19 protein-coding genes are annotated in these 23,964 nt (G+C 62.3%); 11 read left to right on the top strand and 8 right to left on the bottom strand.

Annotated features, from left to right (window positions below):
• Positions 1 to 80: 80 nt before the first annotated feature.
• The gene (locus B4L26_RS05915) at positions 81 to 2,231 is read right to left on the bottom strand and encodes a CocE/NonD family hydrolase (protein WP_290716988.1); all 2,151 of its coding nucleotides are present in this window, start codon (positions 2,229 to 2,231) and stop codon (positions 81 to 83) included.
• On the opposite strand from B4L26_RS05915, the gene B4L26_RS05910 reads away from it, so the two are divergent.
• Genes B4L26_RS05910 through B4L26_RS05880 form a run of 7 tightly spaced genes read left to right on the top strand, consistent with a single transcriptional unit; the run spans position 2,209 to position 9,678 of the window.
• A complete protein-coding gene (locus tag B4L26_RS05910) occupies positions 2,209 to 3,078 on the top strand; it encodes an alpha/beta fold hydrolase (protein ID WP_290716986.1) in 870 nt (289 codons plus the stop codon). The genes B4L26_RS05915 and B4L26_RS05910 overlap by 23 nt on opposite strands.
• On the top strand, positions 3,071 to 4,099 hold the full coding sequence (locus B4L26_RS05905) for a VOC family protein (RefSeq protein WP_290716984.1): 1,029 nt from the start codon (positions 3,071 to 3,073) through the stop codon (positions 4,097 to 4,099). Before B4L26_RS05910 ends, B4L26_RS05905 begins: the two co-directional genes overlap by 8 nt.
• Entirely contained in the window at positions 4,096 to 5,811 is a 1,716-nt protein-coding gene (locus tag B4L26_RS05900) for a bifunctional 3-(3-hydroxy-phenyl)propionate/3-hydroxycinnamic acid hydroxylase (RefSeq protein WP_290716983.1), read from the top strand. The genes B4L26_RS05905 and B4L26_RS05900 overlap by 4 nt, the downstream gene beginning before the upstream one ends.
• Entirely contained in the window at positions 5,808 to 6,614 is an 807-nt protein-coding gene (locus B4L26_RS05895; RefSeq protein WP_290716982.1) for a 2-keto-4-pentenoate hydratase, read from the top strand. Before B4L26_RS05900 ends, B4L26_RS05895 begins: the two co-directional genes overlap by 4 nt.
• Positions 6,611 to 7,543: an acetaldehyde dehydrogenase (acetylating) gene (locus B4L26_RS05890; protein ID WP_290716978.1), complete on the top strand. Its 933-nt coding sequence runs from the start codon at positions 6,611 to 6,613 to the stop codon at positions 7,541 to 7,543. Before B4L26_RS05895 ends, B4L26_RS05890 begins: the two co-directional genes overlap by 4 nt.
• A complete protein-coding gene (dmpG, locus tag B4L26_RS05885) occupies positions 7,540 to 8,559 on the top strand; it encodes a 4-hydroxy-2-oxovalerate aldolase (RefSeq protein WP_290716975.1) in 1,020 nt (339 codons plus the stop codon). Before B4L26_RS05890 ends, dmpG begins: the two co-directional genes overlap by 4 nt.
• A 21-nt stretch (positions 8,560 to 8,580) precedes the next feature.
• On the top strand, positions 8,581 to 9,678 hold the full coding sequence (locus tag B4L26_RS05880) for an amidohydrolase family protein (protein WP_290716972.1): 1,098 nt from the start codon (positions 8,581 to 8,583) through the stop codon (positions 9,676 to 9,678).
• 51 nt (positions 9,679 to 9,729) lie between these two features.
• Here B4L26_RS05880 and B4L26_RS05875 read toward each other — a convergent pair whose 3' ends face one another.
• A complete protein-coding gene (locus B4L26_RS05875) occupies positions 9,730 to 10,863 on the bottom strand; it encodes an ImmA/IrrE family metallo-endopeptidase (RefSeq protein ID WP_290716970.1) in 1,134 nt (377 codons plus the stop codon).
• The gene (locus B4L26_RS05870; protein ID WP_290716969.1) at positions 10,856 to 11,473 is read right to left on the bottom strand and encodes a hypothetical protein; all 618 of its coding nucleotides are present in this window, start codon (positions 11,471 to 11,473) and stop codon (positions 10,856 to 10,858) included. Before B4L26_RS05870 ends, B4L26_RS05875 begins: the two co-directional genes overlap by 8 nt.
• A 293-nt stretch (positions 11,474 to 11,766) precedes the next feature.
• Here B4L26_RS05870 and B4L26_RS05865 point away from each other — a divergent pair, with 293 nt between their 5' ends.
• The 3 genes from B4L26_RS05865 to B4L26_RS05855 are packed head-to-tail and all read left to right on the top strand — an operon-like array spanning position 11,767 to position 15,522.
• Positions 11,767 to 12,486 carry a TnsA-like heteromeric transposase endonuclease subunit gene (locus B4L26_RS05865; protein ID WP_290716966.1) on the top strand — a complete coding sequence of 240 codons (720 nt, stop codon included), beginning with the start codon at positions 11,767 to 11,769 and terminating at the stop codon, positions 12,484 to 12,486.
• Positions 12,468 to 14,504: a Mu transposase C-terminal domain-containing protein gene (locus B4L26_RS05860; protein ID WP_290716964.1), complete on the top strand. Its 2,037-nt coding sequence runs from the start codon at positions 12,468 to 12,470 to the stop codon at positions 14,502 to 14,504. Before B4L26_RS05865 ends, B4L26_RS05860 begins: the two co-directional genes overlap by 19 nt.
• Positions 14,505 to 14,517: 13 nt before the next feature.
• Complete coding sequence (locus tag B4L26_RS05855) at positions 14,518 to 15,522, top strand: ATP-binding protein (RefSeq protein ID WP_290716962.1); 1,005 nt, start codon at positions 14,518 to 14,520, stop codon at positions 15,520 to 15,522.
• A gap of 796 nt (positions 15,523 to 16,318) precedes the next feature.
• On the opposite strand, the gene B4L26_RS05850 is transcribed toward B4L26_RS05855, so the two are convergent.
• From B4L26_RS05850 to B4L26_RS05830, 5 genes are all read right to left on the bottom strand, one after another.
• Entirely contained in the window at positions 16,319 to 17,182 is an 864-nt protein-coding gene (locus B4L26_RS05850; RefSeq protein WP_290716960.1) for a hypothetical protein, read from the bottom strand.
• Between the two features lie 200 nt (positions 17,183 to 17,382).
• Complete coding sequence (locus tag B4L26_RS05845; protein ID WP_290716957.1) at positions 17,383 to 18,159, bottom strand: hypothetical protein; 777 nt, start codon at positions 18,157 to 18,159, stop codon at positions 17,383 to 17,385.
• Positions 18,160 to 18,249: 90 nt separating this feature from the next.
• Entirely contained in the window at positions 18,250 to 19,854 is a 1,605-nt protein-coding gene (locus tag B4L26_RS05840) for a cation:proton antiporter family protein (RefSeq protein ID WP_290716954.1), read from the bottom strand.
• A gap of 117 nt (positions 19,855 to 19,971) precedes the next feature.
• Entirely contained in the window at positions 19,972 to 20,910 is a 939-nt protein-coding gene (locus tag B4L26_RS05835; RefSeq protein ID WP_290716952.1) for a hypothetical protein, read from the bottom strand.
• A gap of 294 nt (positions 20,911 to 21,204) precedes the next feature.
• On the bottom strand, positions 21,205 to 22,011 hold the full coding sequence (locus B4L26_RS05830; RefSeq protein WP_290716950.1) for a PAS domain S-box protein: 807 nt from the start codon (positions 22,009 to 22,011) through the stop codon (positions 21,205 to 21,207).
• A 173-nt stretch (positions 22,012 to 22,184) separates the two neighbouring features.
• On the opposite strand from B4L26_RS05830, the gene B4L26_RS05825 reads away from it, so the two are divergent.
• Positions 22,185 to 23,897 (top strand): AMP-dependent synthetase/ligase, encoded by a 1,713-nt coding sequence (locus B4L26_RS05825; RefSeq protein WP_290716948.1) that lies wholly within the window; start codon positions 22,185 to 22,187, stop codon positions 23,895 to 23,897.
• Positions 23,898 to 23,964 lie beyond the last annotated feature (67 nt).

Below are 23,964 nucleotides of genomic sequence, written 5' to 3'. Positions count from 1 at the left end.
GTCAACCACTTCCCCGCCGTTGATGCTGCAAATTTGCGCAGCGCCGCCGAGTGTTCGGCAGCGCTGCGCAGTTCGCGGGCTCAGAACGAGCCCTCCTGGACAGGAATGCTGAGGAAGCTCAGCTGCTCCGGTCCGTAGTGGACAGACAAGTCTCCCAGCCGTTTGGGTGACGCCGCTGTCGGCATCAGGTGCGGCAGTTCTGCGCCGTCGACTGTGATGCGAAGGCGGTGTCCGGGTCGGATCGTCCAGCTTGTTGGCCAGATCTCGATGTTGTACGTCTCGATAGCGCCTCGCTTGACGGGCAGCTTTGCTGCTTTCGTATGGAATTGAAACGGTTCGACCGCATCGCCGTTGAAGTAGCCGGTGCGGTCCGGGTCGAGCTTGCGGCGGCTGGATACCAGAGCGCCCTCGCTGATCGGCCGCGCGGTGCCATTGGGGGCAACGTCGGCCACCCGGATCACCCATGTTGGATCCTTCGCTGTAGTCGATCCTCGTAGGGTCATTGCTATTGGGCCAGTCATGTCCACCTTTCGCTTGGCCGGCGAGGTGGTGAAGGTGAGCTTGCCGACTTCGTTGATTCGATCGTCCGACTCAAAGCAAGGTGCAGCTTTGTCGACCAGTGGTGTCCGCTTGAGCGGGAAGCTTTCGATAAAAAACGACAGCGGTAGGTACACGGGTAGACCTCCAAGGTATTGGACTGTCTGTCGCGAGCAGATTCCGGCTAGAGGGTCGATTCGTTCGGTTGCCCGTCCTCGCTTGGTCGGTGCTGCCGGGCTCATCGTCCCGTCGTTTATCGATCGCGACGTTCCACTGCGCTTTCCGTTCAAGTAAAGGCGCTGATAGCGCGTTCCGGAGGGCGGCCACGCTTCGCGGCCGACCCAGCGCTCAGTCCCGTAGTTCCAAAGCAGGGCCGGATCTAACCGGTCAACGCCGTTGTCGATTCCCTTCAGCCACTTGTCGAACCATGCGACGAGCATGTCGTCCACTGGCTGGTTGTTGCGGGGACCAATGCTCTTCGGTAGTGAGTAGTGGGTCCAAGGACCGATCATCATCTTCTTCTGATTCGAAGGAAGATTGAGGGAGCGGAAATCTCGCGGAGTGTCGCGCAGAAACAGGTCCGCCCAGCCGCTGTAGACCAAGGTCGGGACGTTGATGCGAGTGACGTCGGTTGCCCGTTCACGCCAAAACGCGTTGTCCCAGTTGTTGCTTTCATCCATCATTCGTCGCAGCTCCTGGAAGCGAAATGGGACGCTAGAGCCGTCGGCTTGCAGACGCGCGATGAAGGTTCCGATATCGGTCGTCGGATACCTCGGGTGGATTGCCGGTTCACTCCCGTCGAGGGCCATTGGCAGCGGTGCGACTCCCATCATTTGCAGTGCGAACCACAGTGCTGAGCTTGAGGTCCAGTTTCCGCCTTGGGTTGTGAAGGTGCGGTACAGGTCAGTCGGCGCCCCGCCGAAGCTCACCGCAGCGAGGTGGGGAGGTCGCATTGCCGCTGTCATTGCCGCCGTCGCTCCGAGGTGGGAGAATCCTTCAACGCCGACTTTGCCGGTTGAGAAGGGCTGCGTTCCTGCCCATTCGACCAGGTTGTAGGCGTCTTTGGCTTCCCGATCGTCGAGGATTCCCAGTTTGCCTTCTGAGGCGCCAGTCCCCCGTACGTCGGCTGTGACAACGATGTAGCCATATTTGCTGTAGTCGACCATGGCGGCGGCCAGTGCCTTGCCATAGACGTGGCTGGTCAGAACTACGGGAAACTTGCCCTTCGCCTTGCGTCCGTTTCGATCTGCGGGGTATCTGACGTCAACCCGGAGAGTGACTCCGTCGTCCATCTTCACTGGGATGTTCTGTTCGATTGCCGTCCGCGGATGTGTCTTCACTGGCGCCTTGAAGCCGAGCCAAGGATTGGATGTCGGTGCCGCGTGTGCTTGTGGAGTAGGAACTCCGCTTGTGGCCATCGCTGCTGAGAGCGTGATCGCACAGGTCACGCGGATGAGCCGTCGTCGCCAACTTCGTCTCCGTAGTAGAGATTGGCTGTTCTGGTTGTTCATTGTGACCCCCTTGTTGAGTTTGGTCGAGCCGACGACTACCTCCTGTGTTGGTGGCTTCGCGTGCCGCCTGTGCGTGGCGATCGCACCGTCTGGTGCCGGCTGGTTGACTCCGTAGGGTAAGTAGTTGATGATTTCATCAGAAACGAAAGAAAGGTCTCTGATGTCCGTCACCTCCCACCGCACCACCAAGCTCATACCTGTTGGGCGGCGGACCTTGCTCGTGACGGAGGTCGGCTCGGGCACACCAGTCGTCCTGTTGCACGGTGGTGGTGCGGGAGCGACCGGAGCCTCGAACTACGTGAGAAACATCGATGCCCTCGCGAAACACTTTCGGGTGATCGTCCCGGACATGCCCGGGTACGGCCAGTCAACGAAAGACATCGACCAAGACGACCCGTTCGGCGATCTTGCTACAGCCATCCGCGGCCTCCTCGATGCACTCGACGTCGATCGAGCACATCTCGTCGGAAACTCGTATGGCGGAGCGGCCGCGCTTCGCCTTGCGATGGACCGCCCCGATCGGGTCGGTCGACTCCTTCTGATGGGACCAGGCGGGATCGGAACCACGAGGGCTCTGCCCACCAAAGGCCTGAACACTCTGCTCAGCTACTACTCCGGTGGGGGTCCAAGTCGTGAAAAGCTCGAAACCTTCATTCGCGAATATTTAGTGTTTGATGGACCTTCCGTGCCGGACAGCCTCATCGACCTCCGGTATCAGGCGAGTATCGACCCGGAAGTCGTCGCAAATCCGCCACTACGTCGACCGTCCGGCCCGAAGGCTCCTCGCACGCTCCTTCGCATGGACCTCACCCGTGACAGTCGCCTCGCGAAAGTCAAGGCGCGGACCCTTGTCATTTGGGGAGCAAACGACAAGGTGAATCGCCCGTCTGGCGGTCCACTTCTCGTGGACGCCATGCCGGACTGCGACCTCTACGTTGCCGCAAATACTGGGCATTGGGTCCAATGGGAACGCGCAGACCTCTTCAACGAAATGGCTATCCGATTCCTCGGAGGCAATTCAAATGAGTGACTCCGGCGCCGACTCCGTTTTCGGGCAAGTTCAGCTCGGCTACCTGGTGGTCGAATCGAATCGGATGCTGGATTGGCACCGATTCGGAGCCGACGCGATCGGCCTTCATGTCGACGAACTCTCGCGCGACGCACTGCGGTTCCGGCTCGACGAGCACCAGTGTCGGTTCTTGATTCGACGCGGACCGGCAGAAGACCTCACCGCCATCGGTTGGCAGATTGCAGACCACAGTTCCTTCGACCAGGTTCTCAAGCGTGTAGTCGACCGCGGAGTCCCCATCGAGGAGGGCACCGACGAAGAGGCCGCGCTGCGCGGCGTCGAGCGCCTCTGGAGGTTCCCCGGCCCCAAAGGCGTGGTTCAAGAGCTCTTTACGACGGCGTGCACAGCCCCGGAGCCGTTGCGCATGATCACATCCGGGTATGTCACCGGCCGGGCGGGCATGGGGCACGTGGCAATCACATCCACGGATCCAGCCGGTATCCACCGCTACTTCGGCACCGTCTTCGACTCGCGCCTATCTGACTTCATCGACGAGAACATCGCCGGCCTGACCCTCAGAATCAGGTTCCTGCGCGTCAACGAGCGTCACCACTCGATCGCAGTCGCTGGCACCCGCGGAGTCAGACTCGACCCGATTCGAACAAGCGTGCAGCACGTGAATATTCAGGTCGCCGATCTCGAGGACATGCTCGCCGCTTATCACCGCGTCCAGGAGCTCGGATTTCGGATGGCGTGGTCAGTCGGTCAACACACCAACGACCGTGAACTCTCCTTCTACTGCGTGACCCCCTCGGGTTTCGAACTTGAGGTGGGCTGGAATCCGGTCGTTGTCACACCCGAGCTCGAAGCGGCCTGGACCGTCAGCACATACAAGGGAATCAGCATTTGGGGCCACGATGACGTCGGCCTTCGGGCCTTCGACCGCCTCGGCCAGCTACGACAGGCCGTGCTGCACGCGCGCACCCCTGAGGTCACCGTCCAGGAACTCAGTACCAGTACCCCAGGAGGACTCATACCATGACCGACTACGACATTGCCATCGTCGGCCTGGGACCGACGGGCCTCACTTTGGCCCATCTTTTGGGTCGCCATGGTTTGCAGGTCCTTGTTCTGGAACGCGAACCCGAGTTCTACGGCAACGCCCGTGCCGTCTACACAGACGACGAAGCACTACGCGTCTTCCAGACCGCAGGGGTGGCCGACGAGATCCATCGGGACATGAACGTTGACTCAGCGGTGCAGTGGATAACCGCCGACGGCACAGTCCTGGTCCAGTTCCGTGAACCGAGCCGCCGCATGTGGTGGCCCATCACCAACTTCCTCTATCAGCCCTACCTTGAGACCACACTGGAACAACTCCTAAGCCGATACCAGAACGTCACCGTCCGCCGCTCACGCGAAGTCACCGGTTTCACGGACACGGGAACCCATGTGGCCGTCGATCACGCACCGACTTCGGGCGGCGGCTACGGCACTGCTCACGGACTTGTCGATACAACCAAGACCGAACAGGTCACGGCGTCGTACCTCATCGGAGCCGACGGCGGCCGCAGTGTCGTGCGGACTGCGCTCGGGATCGATATGACCGGAAAGAGCTACCCCGAACGATGGCTGGTGGTCGACTTGAAGGCGAAACAAGGAGTCGATGCGTTCAGACACCTCCCCTATTTCGACTTCGTATGTGATCCGTCGATGCCGACGGTCAGCTGTCCCCAGCCAGGCGGACACCACCGATTCGAGTTCGCCCTCACCGACGACGACGACAAACAACACTTCGAATCCGATGCCACCGTGCAAAGGCTCATCTCCCGGTTTGTCGACACAGATCAAGTGGAGGTGAAGCGGCGGCTCGTGTACACGTTCAACGCTGTCGTCGCAGATCGTTGGCGCCAGGGCCGGATTCTGCTGGCCGGTGACGCCGCACACATGACTCCGCAATTTATCGGGCAAGGAATGAACGCCGGCATCCGAGACGCTGACAATCTGTCTTGGAAGCTCGCCGCCGTACTCCAGCAGGGTGCAGATCCAGCTCTCCTCGATACCTACGAGAGTGAACGCCGACCCCACGCGAAGGCCATGATCGACCTCTCAGTCCTGAACAAATCACTGGTGTCCGAGAAGAGCAAGGTGCGCGCGAAGTGTCGTGACATCGGCCTGAAATCGGCACTGCACATCCCGGGCCTGGCCGGATGGGTGCGCCGTGCCGGCATGAAGCCGAAGCCCCGGTTCAAACGTGGCGCCTACTTCGGGCTCCCCCGCAAACCCCTGCGCGGAATCGAAGGCACCCTCCCGCCGCAACCGACAATGCGAACCTACGACGGAAAGCAGATCCGGCTCGACGATGCTCTGGGCATCGGGTGGACCGTGATCGGGTTCGAGATCGACCCGCGAGACACCCTCGGCGACGACGTTGACGCCTGGTCATCGATCGAGGCGACCTACGCCACGGTTTACCGCGCAGGCCATCGTCCACAAGGACCGACCGGCGACAGCAGCGGCCGCACAGGATTGGTCGACCTCGAAGACACAGAAGGCATTCTGACGCGGTGGTTGACCAAGGCCGGACACCAGCCAGGCACCCTCGTCGTGCTTCGTCCCGATAGGTACGTCTTCGGCGCTGAAACCGACGGACAGAAGCTGACGCACGCGCTGACCCAGCTGTTCCGGCCAGGACGCCGACAATCGCTGCCCACTACCCTCCCTCACTCAACAGAAGCAGACATCCCCGCATGACCACCACCAACCAGGCGATTGCAGGTGCGGCCGAGCGCCTCCGATCTGCCCGCCTCAGCCACACCCCGTGCGCCCCAGTCCGAGAGTTGATCGATGCGAACGATGTTCATTCGGCCTATGCGGTTCAGCAGTTGCTCACCGCCGATCGACTCGCCGCCGGCGGGCACGTCGTCGGCAGGAAGATCGGTCTCACAAGTTCCGCAGTTCAACAGCAGCTGGGCGTCGATCAGCCTGACTTCGGAGTCCTCTTCGCCGATATGGACGCCAGCACAAGTGGTATCAATCCAGCGCTCCTGTTGCAGCCAAAAGTCGAGGCTGAAGTCGCGTTCATACTCGGAGAGGATCTCGACTCCCCGACACTCGACCTAACGCGGGTGAAGGGCGCCGTCGAATCATCCTGGGCAGCCCTTGAAATCGTGGACAGCCGGATTGTCGACTGGGACATCCGATTCGCCGACACCGTCGCCGACAACGGAAGCGCAGCTCTCTTCGTCATCGGCGACCGCCTGCCCGACGATGTCGCACCCGTCGACGTTTCCATGAGCATGACCATCAACGGCGACGTCGTATCGACAGGCAACGGTGCCGCATGTCTCGGAGACCCGCTCAAAGCCCTTCTCTGGTTGGCCCAGACCGCCAGAGACCTCGGCCAACCACTGACTGCCGGCCAGGTGATCTTGTCAGGCGCCCTGGGGCCAATGGCATCGCTAGCCACCGGTGATCGCGTCGAAGCCGGCCTCTATCTCGCGGGCGAGCCCGTCGCGACCGTCATGACCCAAGTGGAAGCAGAGGACTCCGAATGAGCACCGACCAGCGCACCGCCGTCGCGATCATCGGCTCTGGGAATATCGGCACCGATCTCATGATCAAGATCCAGCGACTGTCCGACACCCTCGAGGTAGTTCTCGTAGCAGGAATCGATCCACTGTCGGACGGACTCGCCAGAGCTAGAAGGTTGGGCATCTCTACTACCCACGAGGGCCTGAAGGGAATCGTTGAACACGAGCGGTTCAGCGATATTGCCATCGTTTTCGACGCCACGTCCGCGGCCGCTCACAAAGCGACCGCGGCCACCCTCCAAGCCGCCGGAAAGAAGCTCGTCGATCTGACCCCTGCGGCGATCGGTCCGTTCGTCGTGCCAGCAGTGAACCTCGACGAACACCTCGACGCAATCAATATCAACATGGTGACGTGCGGCGGACAGGCGACGATCCCGGTAGTTGCATCGATCAGCCGGGTCGTCCCCGTCCGCTACGCCGAAATCGTGGCCTCGATCTCGTCTATGTCAGCTGGACCAGGGACGCGCGCCAACATCGACGAGTTCACTGAAACCACGTCTCGTGCAATCGAGACTGTCGGGGGCGCAGAGCACGGCAAGGCCATCATCATCCTGAATCCGGCAGATCCGCCGGTGATCATGCGCGACACGGTTCTCTGTCTCATCGACGACCACGACGAAGCTCACCGCGACCAGCTCATCGAATCGATCACGACGATGATCTCGACCGTTGCCGCCTACGTCCCCGGATACCGGCTCAAGCAAGAGATCCAGATCTCCCCGATCCCACCAGACGCGCCGGTGCGCACCCTGACGAATGGAGCACCGGCGACGCACAAGGTCACGGTCTTCCTCGAAGTCGAAGGAGCCGCCCACTACCTGCCGGCCTATGCCGGCAACCTCGACATCATGACGTCGGCGGCACTGCGCGCCGGAGAGGAACTGGCCCGATGAACCGCCCTTCCCCGGCTCTCTACCTCCAAGACGTGACCCTCCGAGACGGCATGCACGCACTACGCCACCGGATCAGCCCACACGTCCTCGGCACGATCGTGGCCGCTTTGGACGCCGCTGGGATCGATGCCTTAGAGGTTGCGCACGGCGATGGTCTCGGCGGGGGGAGCCTGACCTATGGTCCTGGCAGCAACACTGATTGGGAATGGCTGGAGGCAGCCGCCGCCAACATCACGAACGCACGACTCACGACCCTGGTCCTACCCGGCATCGGGACTGCAGCTGACCTTCGACGCGCCCACGAACTCGGGGTGTCCTCAGTACGGGTCGCCACTCATTGCACCGAAGCCGACGTGTCACAGCAACTGATCGAAACCGCGCGCGAACTCGATATGGATGTCTCCGGCTTCTTGATGATGAGTCACCTGAGCACGCCACCGGACCTAGCCGCTCAAGCACAGCTCATGGCCTCCTACGGCGCCAACTGCGTGTACGTCGTTGATTCAGGCGGACGCCTGACAATGGACGGCGTCCGGGACCGGGTACGCGCCTACCGCGAGGCAATCGACCAGGACGTGGAGATCGGCATTCACGCACACGAGAACTTGTCCCTCGCGGTAGCCAACAGCATCGTGGCAGTGGAGGAAGGCGCGACTCGCGTGGACGCATCCCTGGCCGGGCTCGGCGCCGGAGCAGGCAACTGTCAACTCGAGTCTTTTGTCGCTGTCGCCGAGACATCTGGTTGGGGAACAAAGGCGGACCTGTTCGCGCTTCAGGATGCCGCGGACGACCTCGTGCGGCCTCTGATGGATCGCCCCGCGCAAGTTGACCGAGAGACCCTCACCCTCGGCTATGCGGGCGTCTACTCCAGCTTCCTACGTCATGCAGAAGCGGCAGCTGAGACGTACGGCCTCGACGCTCGCCGAATTCTGCTCGAGGTCGGACGGCGGGGCCTCATCGGCGGCCAAGAAGACATGATCGTCGACATCGCCCTCGACCTTGCTAGCGCCGGATAGACCCAAAGAACAGGCAGAATCATGACTGAACCGATCACCCCGAAAATCGAACGGCGAACCTTCCTCACGGGCGCAGGCGCGATCGCAGCAGGAGTCGCTGCGGGAGTGACAGCGCCATCGGCTACGGCCACGCCGTCACCACGCGGCCGGTACCGCATCGATCTTCACGCACACTTTCTACCGCCCGAGTACCGAAAAGCACTCCTTGAGCACGGTCACTTCACCATTGGCGGGTACCCCACTCCCGACTGGTCTCCCGAATCGGCAATCGACTTCATGGACCGTTGGGGAATCCAGGCCCAAGCCCTGTCGGTATCCGATCCGGGCGTGGGCTTCCTGAAGGGCCAGGACGCACGAGACCTCGCCAGATACTGCAACACATTTGCCGCCCGCCTCTTCCGGAAGCACGGGAAGCGCTTCGGTGCTTTCGCGACCCTCCCCATGCCAGATGTAGCTTCGACGATTCGAGAGATCGAGTACGCGCTTGACGTCCTGAAACTCGACGGCGTGACCCTCCTGAGCGCTTACAACGGTGTGTACCTCGGCGATCCTCGATTCGAGCCCGTCATGGAAGCCCTCAACCGGCGACGGGCCTTCGTCTTTGTCCATCCCGCGGCAATTCCGGCGAACGCAAAGCCAGAGCTTCCGCTTCCGGACTTCCTCGAAGAATTCACCTTCGACACCACACGCGCTGCAACGCTGATGATGGCCGGTGGCACGCTACAGCGCTATCCGGGAATCCGATTCCAGCTTTCCCACGCGGGAGGCACAGTGCCGTTCCTGGCATGGCGACTCGGAGTTCTGTCGGCCACGCCTGTCGGTGACCTCTGGCCCGCCGGCGCACCACGGCCCGCTCCCCTCGACGTTCAGCGGTGGATCCGATCCTTCTACTACGACACTGCGCTGAGCGCCTCCGAACCGGCCATGCGGGCGGTCCTGTCCGTCACTGACCGATCACACATCGTGTTTGGTTCCGACTGGCCCTTCAGCCAGATGGTGTACACCGGCAGTGGAGATCCGGCGCCCGGTCTCGGCACGGTCTTCAACGCGCGACAGAGGTACGAAATCGAGCACATCAACCCCCTGCGGCAACTCCCAAGGCTGAAGTCAGCGATCTAACTGCCTGCCGATCTCGTAAGGCGGTCGCAGTTGCTAGCTCAGCGTTCGGTCTTATGTCCGATCAAAGAGACTCACAACAGTGGCACCATCGTCACCAGCGGGCGGCGCAACGCGCTTCGCTGGCGCCTTCCGGGATCTATCGGGAATCCATGACTGAAGGTCATGGGCTCGAACACCGTAGGCGGTGACAGCCGGCAAGTAGGGCGAGGCCCCGAACTTCGAGGCGAGCTCCGTCCAAAGAAGCAATGGTCGCTCGTTCGTCACCTTCACTGGCTCGTTCACCCGCCAGCCGCGACTGGACAACTGAATCATGAGAGACCGTTGGCGATCGCGAGTTATCAAGCCGAGCTTCCGGGCGCGCATGATCGCGGCCTGTACAGAGATTCCGTAGCGAGACTTCAACTTCAAGTAGCCCTGCAAGGTCAACGACTCAGAGAGCTCCTGTCGCGCAACGCTCTCTGGCAGAAGTAGAGCACCACCAAAGTCGTGGGCTTCAGATTCCCTAAGCTCAATCGGCAGACTGCGGTTCGTGTGAAGCACGATGTGACCGATCTCGTGGGCAACAGTGAACCGCTGGCGATCTCCGGACTCACCTACGACAAACCCCACCACCGGCCTGTCAGCCATCGTTGACAGACCCATGTGGCCTTTCAAGATCGTGTGGTCACGCTCTGGCGGCTCAATGGAGGCAACGGCGATCCCCATCCGTTCTGCCGTTCGGATCACGTTCCTGATTGGGTCTGTCGGCCCTAAACCGGCAGCTTCTCGAAAACGTTGAGCCCATTCTTCGATCGTGACTGGAGTGATCGCGGCAGCGGCAGGGGCAATCGGCAGCGATGGATGCTTGAGGCCGCTGGGGGCATATTGAAGATCTCCGGCGACTCGATTGATCTCGTTGAGCGTTTGCTTGAGAAACTTCTCACCCTTTGCACTGACCGCACTCGACTTCCGATAGTTGATCGCTTCCTTCGGCAACTCATCGGCAGGTGTTTGAAAGAACTCGACCGGTGTCTCCGTGGCTGCCGCGATTCGATGCGCGTTAACCTCGGTCAGACCGACGTCCCCTCTCTCCACTTTGGATATCGTGCCCTGTGCGATTCCCGTCATCGTCGCTAGATCCTTCTGCGTGATCGCCAACAGCGCACGCAGTTGCACAACCCGTGCTCCAGGGTCGGAGCTACCCATCGCCGTCCTTCTGATCCTCGTCGTCCCAACTGAAGTTCAGAGTCTCATCCTCGTCGCGCGTATCGAACTCCAGGTCCTCGAAGGCCGTACGGTTCCGAGGCAGCGGGAATGCTAGGTCTGCACGAACACCCTTGCCGACCCTTCCGGGTTCGATTGGGCGCACTACATCGATCTCAAACGGCTCATCAGCACCGTTCTCCGCCCAAGTAGCCAACAAGTTCTGAACAGGTAGGTCCTTCTCATCCGACAGTTCCCGGATTGCCGCGTTTGTGTAGAAGGCCCGCCGAAGCCGATTGCTCCCTGCCGGCGGCGTGTCCCCGAAGACCTTGTGCACAACGCGAACCGCGATCTCCGCACTGCCGTAGACGAGGTGCACTGCACCGTTCTTGTTGTGACCTCCTCCCAGCGTCCAACCCTCAGATAGACCTGTCCGATTGAGGTCCTGATACAGCAACCCCCGCAACGTATGCGTGCGAAGCCAATCCTGATCGGGACCGATGAGGCCCGGAAACGCAGTGTCGAGGCGATAGCGCGCGGCCTCAAATGCTTCATGAAGTGGCTCCACGAGGGGGCCGATGCGGTCGACCAGCACGTCTGGGATGTTTCTCATGCGTGAATATTATTGCACCGGTGGAATATTCTCCAGCCTATTGAAATCTCGGCGAGTCGCCCCAGAAGCTCCGCTCTGCGCTCGTTGCCAGCCGGCTGCCAGATCTTTGAGTTTCCGATCCTCGGACAGAGGCGCGCCGTGCGAACGAGGGCTCGCGCCCTGGAACGACCGGACTTGTCGTACCCCACTCCTAGTGTTGGACATCACTAACCAGTGGCGACATGCGAGGAGGAGCAATGACACGCGCAGATCAGAGGTCTGTCGCCGATCGTCCTGCGAGGATCGCTCCGACGGTGACCTGGATCGTTAAGGACGGACAGGTGCGTACCGAGAGTGCTTCTCCTCTGCTGTTGGAAGAAGCGATCTCGGCCGCTCGTCCCTACCGACAGGGCGTCCAGTACCAGAATCGCCTGAATCGACATTCGCGTCACTTCATGGCAACGCAGAAGGCGCATGTCTGGTGCGAATCCGCCCTGGAGGCTGATGCCCTACTCACCCTCGAGTTCGAAGGGCGGATCGCAAGAATTGCGGCGCAGCCCATGCTGATCGAGTTCAGTGACGGACGGAAGCACATTCCGGACTTCTTCGCGGAGCTCAAGAACGGCGACCAGATCGTCTACGACGTTAAGCCGGCAGACCGGATGGCCGGTGGGGTGAATGAGCAGTTTGAGCTGACAGCCGTCGTGTGCAGCCAGATTGGATGGAGACACGCAGTTCTGAACGAGACTCCAGTCGCGAAGCTCCGAAACCTCCAGCTACTCAGGGCGGCGCGGCACCGCCAGTATCACCCGCCCCCACATGACCTTGAACGCCTACGAGACGCTTTTGTGGATGGTCGTTGTTTTCAGGACGGGGCGACGATGGTGAACCTTCGGCATCCGTACCTCGCCGCCGCCCACGTGCGCCACCTGATCTGGCATCACCACTTGTCAGCGGACCTGGATGTGCCGTTGTCAACTGAAACATTCCTTCGATGGATACGAAAGGAGTCGCAATGCGATTGCGGCGCGTGAACCTCGGGGACATCGTCACATGGGATGGGCGCGACTGGATCGTCGACGCCCACGGCATTCAGGGAACTCGGCTGAATCCAGTAGTCGAAGGATCACCTGTGTGGGTTGACTTGGCAACCGTCGCGCTCGAGGCGTCCTTTGAGCACCACCAGAAGAGCGACGCGTCACAGGAAGTTCGAGAGCGGATCGACCTCGCCCGGCTCGATCAGGACACCCATCAAGATGTTCTGTTCTGGCGTAATCATCTCAACGAGGCAAGGTTTGGAGTTGCGGATCCTGACGATCCCGACGCTGTACCCCGCGACGGGTACGGTGCCGGAACCACAATCGAGGGCCGCATGGAGCTCAAAGCGCAGGAGCTTCGCGCAGCGGGAATCAAGACCTCGCGTACAAGCCTGTTCCGGAAAGACTCCGAATACCGGGCACACGGGGTGATGGGTCTCCTCGATGGTCGAAAGGCACGGCACTCCACCGGTCCGCGCGTTCCGAAAGAAGTGGAAACAGCGGCGCACCAGGTAATCGCCGAGCACCTCGGATCCACAAGCCGAGACACCAAGTACTTTCTCGACAAGATCAAGCAACGCGTACGCAATGACCATTCCGATCACATCATTGAATGGCCGAGCGACCGGACGCTACGACGCTGGCTCAATCCGCTGCTCGACGCTGCCGGCCTCATGAAGAGCGCCGCACACCGGCGCAGTGAATCAAACCGTCCCCAACGGACCTTCAGGCCAATCGAAGCTATGTATCCCGGCCAGTATGTGGAAATCGACTCCAACACGCTTGATGTCGAGACCGCTATGCCCGATGGACAGGTGATCCGCCCCTACATGACTGCCGCTGTAGACGTGTTCAGCGGAAGCGTCGTGGGATTCCATATCCACGGTGGAGCGCCATCCTCAACCGACCACGCTGTGCTGTTCGCACGCATTGTCAGTCCCCGCCGTGCGGTCGACCGCCTGGACCCGTCGTTGACCCTCGGTCGATCAAAGACCCTTCCTTCCGAATCGATGATCGCGATGGGGCAAGCTACCCCCGACGCTCCCGCCATGCCGTTCATTGCGGTCGAGACCCTGACGATGGACCGAGGAAAGGACTTCCTAGCGAGCCGTGCCGCCGCCGAGGTCCTCGGATGGAGCGTCATCGATGCACCTCCCCACTCACCGACGGCCAAGCCTCACGTCGAACGCTTCTTCAACAGTGTGAACAGCCAGCTTCTCGCTCGTTTCGATAGCTACGTCGGCCGATCACCCGAACACCGAGGGCGAAACGCACGTGTACCGATCCCCTTCACTGAACTGGTTGATCAGATGTGGAAGTTTGTCATCTCGGTGTATCAGAACCGCCCGCACCGAGGCCTGGTGCGACGTGAACACCCTGGTCGTACGTTCACTCCGAACCAGATGTATGCGGCCGCATTCGAAGCCAGTGCGGGCATCCCGCTTCCCCTCACCGAAGCCGATTACGTCGGTCTGATGCCGGCGTTCTCAAGGACACTTCGTTCTGACGGCATTCACCTTCAGAACGAGACCTACGATTCGCCCGCACTCGACCAGATCCGAACCCACAGCGGGAAAGTCGAAGTTCGACAAGACCCCTACGACACTGACCGAGCCTGGGTCCGACACCCGCAGAACGACGTATGGATCGACTGCACTGCACGCAGTGTCCGCCTCTCCGCGCTCCCATTTGGGTCAACGGTCTCCCAGCGGCTCGCTGCAACTGCGCCGGCCGACGATCCACATGCCGAATGGGCGCAGACATTCCTCGACTCGGAAACACGCCGCGTCAAAGCCGAAAAGATCACCAAGCGGCACACCTCGACGACGAACCGCGACCGGCGGAAACAGTCCCCAAAGGAGGCCAAGTCCACGAGCCGGAAGCGGACCAAAGCTGCGACTGAGAAAGCGAACCGCAGGCGTGACGAACTCCCCCGCCCCGCTGCAGTCGAACCAGCACCCCTGGCCCCAGTCTCGCCAATCCGAAATCACCCAGACGACTACAAGGTCGTTTGAGAAGGAGTGAACCATGGATGATGTTTTGCCCCGCTCTATCGGCCGCAAGACGACCCTCGAGGGCCTTCGCCAGCGACTTGCGTTGGAAGTTCCGCGCCCAGCACAGCTGACCCGGAATGAATTCGACGCGCTCGACGAAGTGGCCCAGGCGTCCTACGACGACGAACGCATGCAATGGTTCAGCAACGGGCTTATGGTCCAGACCCCCGAACTTCGCAGTCTCGTCCGGGTCGGTATGTCACTGCTCCAGCGGTACAACCCGGCTGCAGTCGGCGAACGCGGGATCGTGCTGACAGGTCCCGCACACGTTGGCAAGACGACGGCACTCGTCCATCTCGCAGCCAAGACTGAGCAATGGGTTGGCAAGCGTGACCCCGCGTTCAAGCAACAAGGCCAGGCACCCGTCGCCTACATCGAGATGGAACCGAAGGCGACACCAAAGTCCATCGCCAGCTCGATCCTGAACTTCTACGGCATCCCGCACGCCTTCCGAAGCGCCACCCAGCACCAGCTGACCAACCTCGCGCTCGACGCTCTCCGTCGTCATCGCACCAGAATGCTGATCATCGACGAACTGCAGATGCTTAAACTCGATGGCAAGAGCGGAGACGACGCGATCAACTCACTCAAGACGATCATGAACGACTCCGGAGCAATCTGCGTATTCGCTGGCGTCGACCTCCAAACCGGACTGTCCAGCCGCGCCGCAGAACAGATCATCGCGCGCTGCACTGTCATCGGCATGCGTCCGTTCAGTGGCAGCACCGAAACACTTCGAGGGCAATGGGCGGCTCTGATCGAATCTCTCGGCGGCGCGATGAACCTCCTCGACTGCGAGGACAATCACCTCGCTCCCTTCGCCGATCTGCTCCTCAGCATGAGCAACGGCAAGATCGGCGACCTACGCAGTGTCCTTTCCCTGGCGATGTCCGAAGCGATCGAGCTTCGCGAAGAAGTCGGTCAGGAGGTCGTCACCCAGGACACGCTCCTCGGGTTCAGCCAGATTGGAGTGGCGTGAACGACGACCACCTCCCAAGGCAGCTCATACCGGTGAGACTCGCACACCTGGAATCACCGCACTCTTATCTGAGACGAGTGTGTGTAGCCAACTCCATTGACCCCGCCTGGATGACGAAGATGGTCGGCCACCGGCGGCAACAGCGTGGAACCGGCGCAGCCGAACTCGGTAGCGTGATCGAAGAGCTCAGCGGTGTATCGCCGATAGTCTTTGAACGGGCGCACTCACACGCGAGACTTGGGCACGCCACGACACGCGGCACATGGGACAGGCAAGAGTCATCTCGCGTCGCTTGCACAGCTTGCACGGCGGGCACAAGGGTCGTCACGTATCCGCACATTCGATTCCACTTCTGCAGACGCCACAAGCGTTGGCTCGGCGATGTACAACGATCAGTCGAGTTCACACCCACGCTGCGACGCGCCGAATGGCATCTAAGGCGACTCGTGCACGTCCGATCGATCGACTACGTCGCGTGGGCAACTGCTGTCGAACTGGTTTCAAACTTCGCTGGAATTGCCGCCGAGACCTATAGGTCGCCTCAGCTGCCTCAATCCACGACCTACTCGACCGCAGACTCGACCGCACGTCAGATAGCGCTCTTTCCCGAGTCCGTTTCTGTCGCGAGAGCAATTGCGCAATTGGCGACGTCGCCGCCCGTCACACACGCCTACTTCGACTCCAGCTCAGCTCGGATGATCCTGTCGCACAGGTTCGCGTGGGCCGGTCCAGAAAGTTGGCTCTTGGTCGAAGGTGCGACGAAGTTCTTGGAGGACCAACATCGCCGGCGAGCGGCCTAGATACGAATCGTCCATCGACGCTCCTGAGGGGCGCCCCCTTCAGTCCATTCCGCGTCGATCTGAACCGATCCACTCTTCACGGGGATCGCTACCCAATCGCGCACCGAGTCGGGCTCAATGGTGACTGCCTCCCTCGGCGGGTCGAAGTGGAGCTGAGCGCCATCCAGACCAGTCACTTTGAATCTTAGATCTTCCGCGGCGCGGTCACCTGAGTTGGTGACGACCAGACGATTGCTCAAAGTGCGGTACTTCATCTTGCCGTTCTTGTCGAGACCCTGCTGTTCGGTTCGGTGATCGTGCTCCCACTTCAGCCTTGCGCCGGCTGATGAAGTAGCTGAAACGTCGACGCCGGACCAGCCAGCTTCATCGATGTCATGCTCGAGTGCGCGTATCACTTGACCAGCCAGGTCCGCAGGGTCGTCATAGTCGCCAAGAAGTCCCTCTGCCTCGAGTTCTCTCCGGAACTCACTGAGGGCTGCAGCCTGCTCAAGGTCGGCATCGCGCGGAATCGGCTCGTTCGAGAAGTAGACATGGACCGGCTTCCCAAGGGAATGGGCGCGACGGATCTCCTCTGCGGTGCCCGACACATCGACACCTGTCGAGCTTCCAAGTCGACTGTCGAAGAAGGCCACGACTACGTCGGCTCTGTCGACGGCCTGGGAGTTGATCACGCTCTGGGGCCGCGAACCCAGAGCCGGTACGGCGCTACGCTCGTAGAGCCAAGGAAGCAACGCGATCCCCTGCCGGCGACCGTTGTTGATGTTCCAATCGTTCATCTGATCGCGAACTGCCGCTCGCTCGTCAGCGGTGTCGCCAGGGGAAGCGATCACAACGAGGATTCCGGTCATGTTCAAAGGCATGGCAGCAACAATGCCTCAACCATCGCCGTGATCAACGACCGACCTGGCGTGTCGGACTCCCAAGTCTCTTGTCACCGCTTCCGGAACTCAGAGGCGATTTGAGTCGCTCCAAAGTTCGGTGTCAGCGTCGACGCTTGCAAGCGGAGCGTTGTTGCAGGTCGCCGACTCCCAATTGGGCGCCGTTGCTCCCGATTATCCTGTCAACCGACAGGAAGTCCACGTGCCAGGGTGATCTGCTGTTTGATCTCCCGGTAGCCGGCGACCCGCGCCATCACCCGGTCGGCCGCGGAATCCGCAGCCTCAGCAGACGGTGCCGCACCGACCCCGTACAGCAAGGTGCTCAGTTCCCGGTGAAGCGCTTCCCGAGCAGCGGCGGTCTGCGCCTGTTCGTCTTCGCGTCGAAGGGACTCGTCGATCGACTGTGCTTCGAGCGCACACCGGAGGATCAAGTCCACACGTGCGGTCGCCGCGGCCTCCAGCTGCGTCGCCGTCGCATGTGCCTCGGAGAGAAGGCGACGGTCGTCAGCGGTGGGACTACTCAGCGCCTGCAATTCCCAGGTCACCCGACGCATCTGCTGCGCACGTGCGTACGTGTCGGTGATCCCCTGGATGTCGACGGAGAAGTCGACGTCGCCGAGCCAGCCTTCGCGCGCCGCCCGTGAGTCGGCCACCTGTTGTACTGCCGCAAGTGCCGAATCGATTCGACCGACGTTCATCTCACCGAGGTCGACGACGCGCTGGCGTTGGCGCGCGGCTTCTTCGTCACGTCGGCGTTGCGCAGCCGCCGCGGTGCGCCGAGCCCGCTTAGCTTCGAGCACGGGCAACGCCTTCAAGACGGCCCAGACCAGTACGCCGGTGACGATCAAGCCGCTGAGGCCGATCCACACCTCCATGGGAATCGATGCGATCAGCCCGATGACGAGCAGGATCCCGAAGACCCCGACACACCCGCTGTTCGTCTCGCCACCCTTGGCCATTGCACTCCCCTGCATTCGTAGATGTGAGCTTCCTTCACGCTCGTGCTCGAAGAGTAGGGGGATGCATTGACAACGCCGGATCAGCCGGCGTCAGGACTTTGGGTCGGTCTCCGGAAGGGGCTCGCTCAAACCGGCCGCCTGATCAGCCAACTCCGACCCGGCACCGGCGTAGATGTTGAAGGCCGTGTCGACGCCGTGCTTCTTGGCCCACTCAACCTCGTCGTCGTAGCGCGCGACAGTGGCTACTTGTCCCCCGAAGCCCGACTCCCGCAGGCACTCCAGCGCTGTGACGTTGGCGCCGTGGCGGTGCATGGCCAGGATCGCCGTGTGGACGGAATCGGAGTGTCGCAACCGGTTCCAGAAGTCCAGGTCGGTGGCGTCGCCCTCGATCGCGTTGAACCCCTCCCCCTGCAGGGTCTTGATCCGCGGCCCGTCGTAGTCGACCCCGACGACTTTGAGTCCATGATGTTGCGACAACCGCTGATAGGCAGCCAGGCCGACCCGGCCCATGCCGAGGATGACGACTTCGGCGTCACCGGCGTCGCGAGGACGTTCCTCCGGGTTCAGCTTGGCCTCGTCCTGCGCCGGCAGTCGTGCGGCGATCTTCTCGACCATCAGGTGGCCGCGCCCGTTGACCAGCGCAGATACCACGAAACTCAGAGCCACCGCGATGGACATCTCCACCAGCCACGCCTTGTCGAGGATCTTGGCGGTGACTCCCACCGACACGACGATCAGCCCGAACTCCGAGTAGTTCATCAGGCTCAGCCCGGCCAGGATCGCCGACCGGTAGCGCATCCTCAACACCGACAACAGCGCGATCCAGAGACCGGCCTTCACCGGGAGCAGCAACAACATCAACAGCGCGACGCCGACCGTCGGGAGGTCGGGCAGTCCGGTGAGCCCGATCGAGACGAAGAAGCCGACCAGCAGCAGCTCTTTGAGGTGGAACAGCGAGCGGGCGAGCTCCGATGAGGCCGGGTGCGATGCCAACAGCACGCCGACGATGAGCGCGCCGAGGTCGCCTTTGAGCCCGACGGCGGAGAACCACGCGTACCCGGCGACGAGTGCCATCGTGATACCGAACAGCGCCTGCATCTCACCGTGGCCCAACCGGCTCCAGATGCGCCGCATGACCAGCGTCAACGGCCAGAGGAAGACCAGCGTCAACGCCCACCAACTGGGCAGGTGGCCACCGGTCGCGGTCAGGAAGACCACCGCGACGATGTCCTGCATGACCAGGATGCCGACGGCGACGCGGCCGTAGAGCGAATTCGACTCGCCGCGCTCCTCGAGCACCTTCACAACGAACACCGTGCTGGAGAACGAGAGGGCGAAGGCCAGCAGCGCGATCGTCTTGACACTCGCACCGGCCAGCATCGACACCCCGACAAGGGCGGCCAACCACAGCAGGACGTAGCCCACCACGACGCTGAGCACCATGTGAACCGTCGTCGACAGCCAGACTTCCCGTTGGAACAGGATGCGGACGTTCAGTTTGAGCCCGATCGCGAACAACAGCAGGGTCACACCCAGATCGGCGATGAGCTCGAGCTGGGGCACGTGATCGACGTGGAGTGCGTTGATCACGAAACCGGCGGCGAGGAAGCCGACGAGGGGTGGCAGTCGAATCGCCATGGCAAGGCCGCCCAGACCGAACGTGATCACCAGATAGATGGCGACGGTGGTGGTCAACCCTGTCCCCCCGTCGTGGCCGTCTGTGAGTAAAACGGACACTACCGGTCCTCCACCGATCCGGCGCGGTGAACGCGCAGGCCCCGACCCGAGGCGGATGAGTAGGCCGCTAGGCGCTCATGGTCGCGACGGAGGACACGTGTGCGCTCGGGGGTTGAAACTTGATTCGCATTCGAGTGCAATGCCGAACAGGCTGAAAATGATCGCTGGCGGCCCGGCGTCGACGGGGTTGGCCGAGGATATCGAGCGCCGGACCTCGCGGCCATCACTCCACTTGCCCATGTACGTCAGATCGGCATCGCAGTTCTTGCCCCACAGCGCGCACGACTCCAAGGCATCGCCGACTCGATAGATCCCGTAGAACCGAATGGCATCCTCGGGCGCGAGCAGCGAGTTCGGCGAGGTGTGGGTGGCGAGCAGAGTCGCTGCAGGCCCGCCGTGATCGTCGGTCCGTACCATCACGTACTTCTTCTGCGACGAAGGAATCGCATAGTCGCGGTACTGCTGGATTCCGCTTCGGGCGTCCACGATGAAGTCATTGTCGTAGGTCTCCACGACGACCCGGGTGTGCCCGGGAACCTTGATGGGACCGGATCCGACCCTCGTAGTGAACACCGGCGCGAGCTGGAACAACCACAGCGCCTCCGATCCCCACCCGCGCGCGGCGGCCTGTTGCGCCAGGTACGGCGTCGCACCGCCGCCCATCGAGTGCCCGACGATGCCCAGGCGGCTGAAGTCGCCGCGGGGTGCGAGTTTCTTCGCCAATACGAGAGCGCGGTCCTCGCGGGTGACCGACCCGGCGAAGTCGTACGCCATCGTCGGCCAGCTGGCGAATATCACCGTGTTTCCGGTGCTCACGAAATGGTTGATGATGTCGCTGTAGAGCAGGCTGCTCCCCACCAGCTGGGCGTCGATACCGGCCATGACGCCGTGGACGACGACCACGACGGGACGCTTGGGATCGTTGCATCGACCACCGGTGATCGGTGTCTGTCCGGTTCCCGTCGGATTGTGGATCGAGATCCGCTGGAACGGATCCTCGGGATTGGTGTGCACCCGCACGTCCGCCCCACACGGCCCCTTCGAGCCCAATCCGGACGCGGGCTGAGCAGGCCCGGCAACTGGACCGCTGGCGTGTGCGGCCGGCAACAATGAGCTGAGCGAGACGACGACGGCGGCTCCGGCAACGAACAGGGCACGGGTGGCAGATACCAGTGGACGTCGAGATCGGGCAGAGGACATAAATCAAACTCCTTCGTCTGGCTTGACCACGGGGGTCATTCGGTCCGAAGCATTCCGACCGCGACGGGCCTGTGTTCGCGGAACGGTTCACCGTCCCCTGAAGAACGGTCAGATGCCACCCGAATGGGTGTCGCGCCCGTCCCCCGCGACGGGCTTGGCCACGCGGAGCAGGCCGGCATCGGACGCGCGCAGGGCAACCCCGGCCCGGCTGCGCGCGTCGAGTTTGGCGACGATACGGCTGACCCGGTCCTTGACCGTGTGGACGCTGAGATGCACCTTGTCGGCGATCTCCTGATTGGAGTAGCCCTGCGCCACCAGCTCGATGATCGGCATGTCCTGCTCGTCGAGCCCGAAGGCCTTGACCATCGTGCTCGACAGCACCTCGTCGACGGCATCGAGCGCCCCGCTCGACGCCTGGGGGTCGCGCGACATATGTGTCGCGACGAGGCTGAACTTGCGGTACAGCTCCATGGCCGCCCGCTGTTGCTCCTCGACCATCGCCAGTCGTGCCGTCTTATTGGCGAGTTCGGATTGCAGCCTCTTCAACTCGGTGATGTCGCGGCCGACACCCTGTCGGGCGACCTGGCGGCCGTCCCGGTACAGCGCACCGGCGTGGATCTCCAACTCGCGGGTGGTGCCGTCGGGACGGAGGATGGTCGTCTCGAAGTAGGGCGTCCTGGCGGGGTCCATCACGCCGCGTCGGAAGTGTTCGACGGTGGCGGCCACGGAGTCGGGTGCGAGCACAGCTGTCATGTGTTCCCCCATCAGATCCTGCGCGCGCCATCCGAACACGTCCTCACCGGCGGTGTTGACGTAGATGAAGCATCCGCGCAGGTCGATCGCGTAGACGACATCGGCGATCATGTCGACCAGTGCCGCGTAGTCGAGCTCGAGGTCATCTCCGCCGGTACTCACGCCTGCGAACCTACGGCACGTCGAATCCCTCGACGGCCAGAGCAGCACATCGACCCGTACGGACACCCGATGGAGGGCCGTCAGACCGACAATCGGGGGTGATTGCCGCCAGGCGGTACTAGTCGGCGTTGCGCACGTCGATGGTGGAACCACCAACCACCCAGGAGCACCACGTGACCGAAGCGCAGACCCGGACCACGGCAGCCCAGATCGCCGACCTATTGGATCGAAGCACCTCGATGTGCGACGTCCTGCTCGCGACTGCCCGCACGCATCCCGACGATGATGCGGTCAGGTCATTCACGACGGGCCAGGTCTGGACCTACGACGAACTGATGGCCCGTATCGGCTCGGTGGCTCAGCGGCTGCAGGGGGTCGGCGTCGGCCGCGGCGACACCGTCGCTTTGATGATGCGCAACATCCCCGAGTTCCACGTCGTCGATGCGGCAGCCATGATGCTCGGCGCGGTGCCGTTCAGCATCTACAACAGCTTCAGTGCCGGCCAGATCCACTACGTCCTCGCGAACTCGTCGGCGCAGGTCGTGATCGCCGAGGCCGCTTTCGTCCCCGTGATCGAGGAGGCACGCGCCCTTGGGGTGTCGGTCACCCACGTTTTGACCGTGGAAGCATCTGTCGACGGTCAGCTCGACCTGAGTTCCGAGCTGGCCGCAGAGTCGACCGACTTCGACTTCACCGCCGCGGCGTCCGCAGTCGGCGGTGACGACCTGTTGACCTTGATCTACACGTCAGGCACCACCGGTCCGCCCAAGGGTGTGGAGCTGACGCACGCGGGCATGCTCGCCCAACTGCGAGGTATTCATGAGTACCTGCCCCTCGACGGCGGTGGCAGGCAGGTCGGTTTCTTGCCGGCCGCCCATGTCGCCGATCGCTGGACCTCGCACTACTCTGCGCTGTTCACCTACGCGAACACCTTGACGTGCGTGGCAGACATGGCCGACGTCCCGGCTGCGCTGGCATCGGTTCGGCCGACCGTCTGCGGCGCGGTACCCCGGGTCTGGGAGAAGCTCAAAGCCGGTGCGGAGAGCGCCTATCCGGGAGACCTCGCGACGGATGCGGCCGCCGACGACGGGTTGGCCGCCGCAATCCGGCAGCGCCTGGGCCTCGATCAAGTCCAGTGGGCGATCACCGGTGCTGCCCCGACTCCTCTTGCGGTAATCGAGTTCTTCGGGGCTCTGCGCCTACCCCTGTGCGAGGTGTTGGGGATGTCGGAAGGATCCTGCTGCGTCACCGCGAACACTCCGACTGAGATCAGGCCCGGCAGCGTCGGCCGGCCGCTGCGCGAGGTCGAGGTCGCGACCGCGCCCGACGGCGAACTCCTTCTGCGAGGCCCACAGGTGATGCGGGGCTATCGGGCCGACCCGGTCCGGACCGCGGAGGTCATCGACGGTGATGGCTGGTTGCACACCGGCGACATCGCGACGATCGACGCCGACGGCTTTATCACCGTCGTCGATCGCAAGAAGGACATCATGATCAATTCGGCGGGTAAGAACATGTCGCCGGCCAACATCGAGGGGGCGGTGATGTCTGCGGGCCGGTTGATCGCCAACGTGTGCGTGATCGGCGACGCCCGGCGGTTCGTCACGGCGCTCGCCGTCGTCGATCCCGCGACCACCGACTGTCTGTCGCGGGACGAACTGCGGGAAGGACTCCGCTCGCAGGTCTCCGCGGCCAACAAGAACCTGGCGAGGGTCGAACAGATCAAGAAGTTTCTCATCGTCGACGACGTGTGGTCCCCGGCCGCAGAGTTGACCCCGACGATGAAGATGCGCCGCAACGTCGTGCACGACCGCTACGGCAGCGCGATCGAGGCGCTCTACGACGATGCGATTGCGACCGACTACGAAGTCGTCGACGTGACCTGAGTGCGGATACCTCAGTCGCCCTCGGCGGTGCTGTGTCATGGTGGCTGGGAGAGGGTCGTCGCGGCAT

It is taken from the genome of Gordonia sp. UBA7599 (genome assembly GCA_002477755.1).
Lineage (GTDB): Bacteria > Actinomycetota > Actinomycetes > Mycobacteriales > Mycobacteriaceae > Gordonia.
The sequence above is the reverse complement of the archived record's forward strand: the minus strand, read 5'-3'. Positions and strand labels throughout refer to the sequence as shown.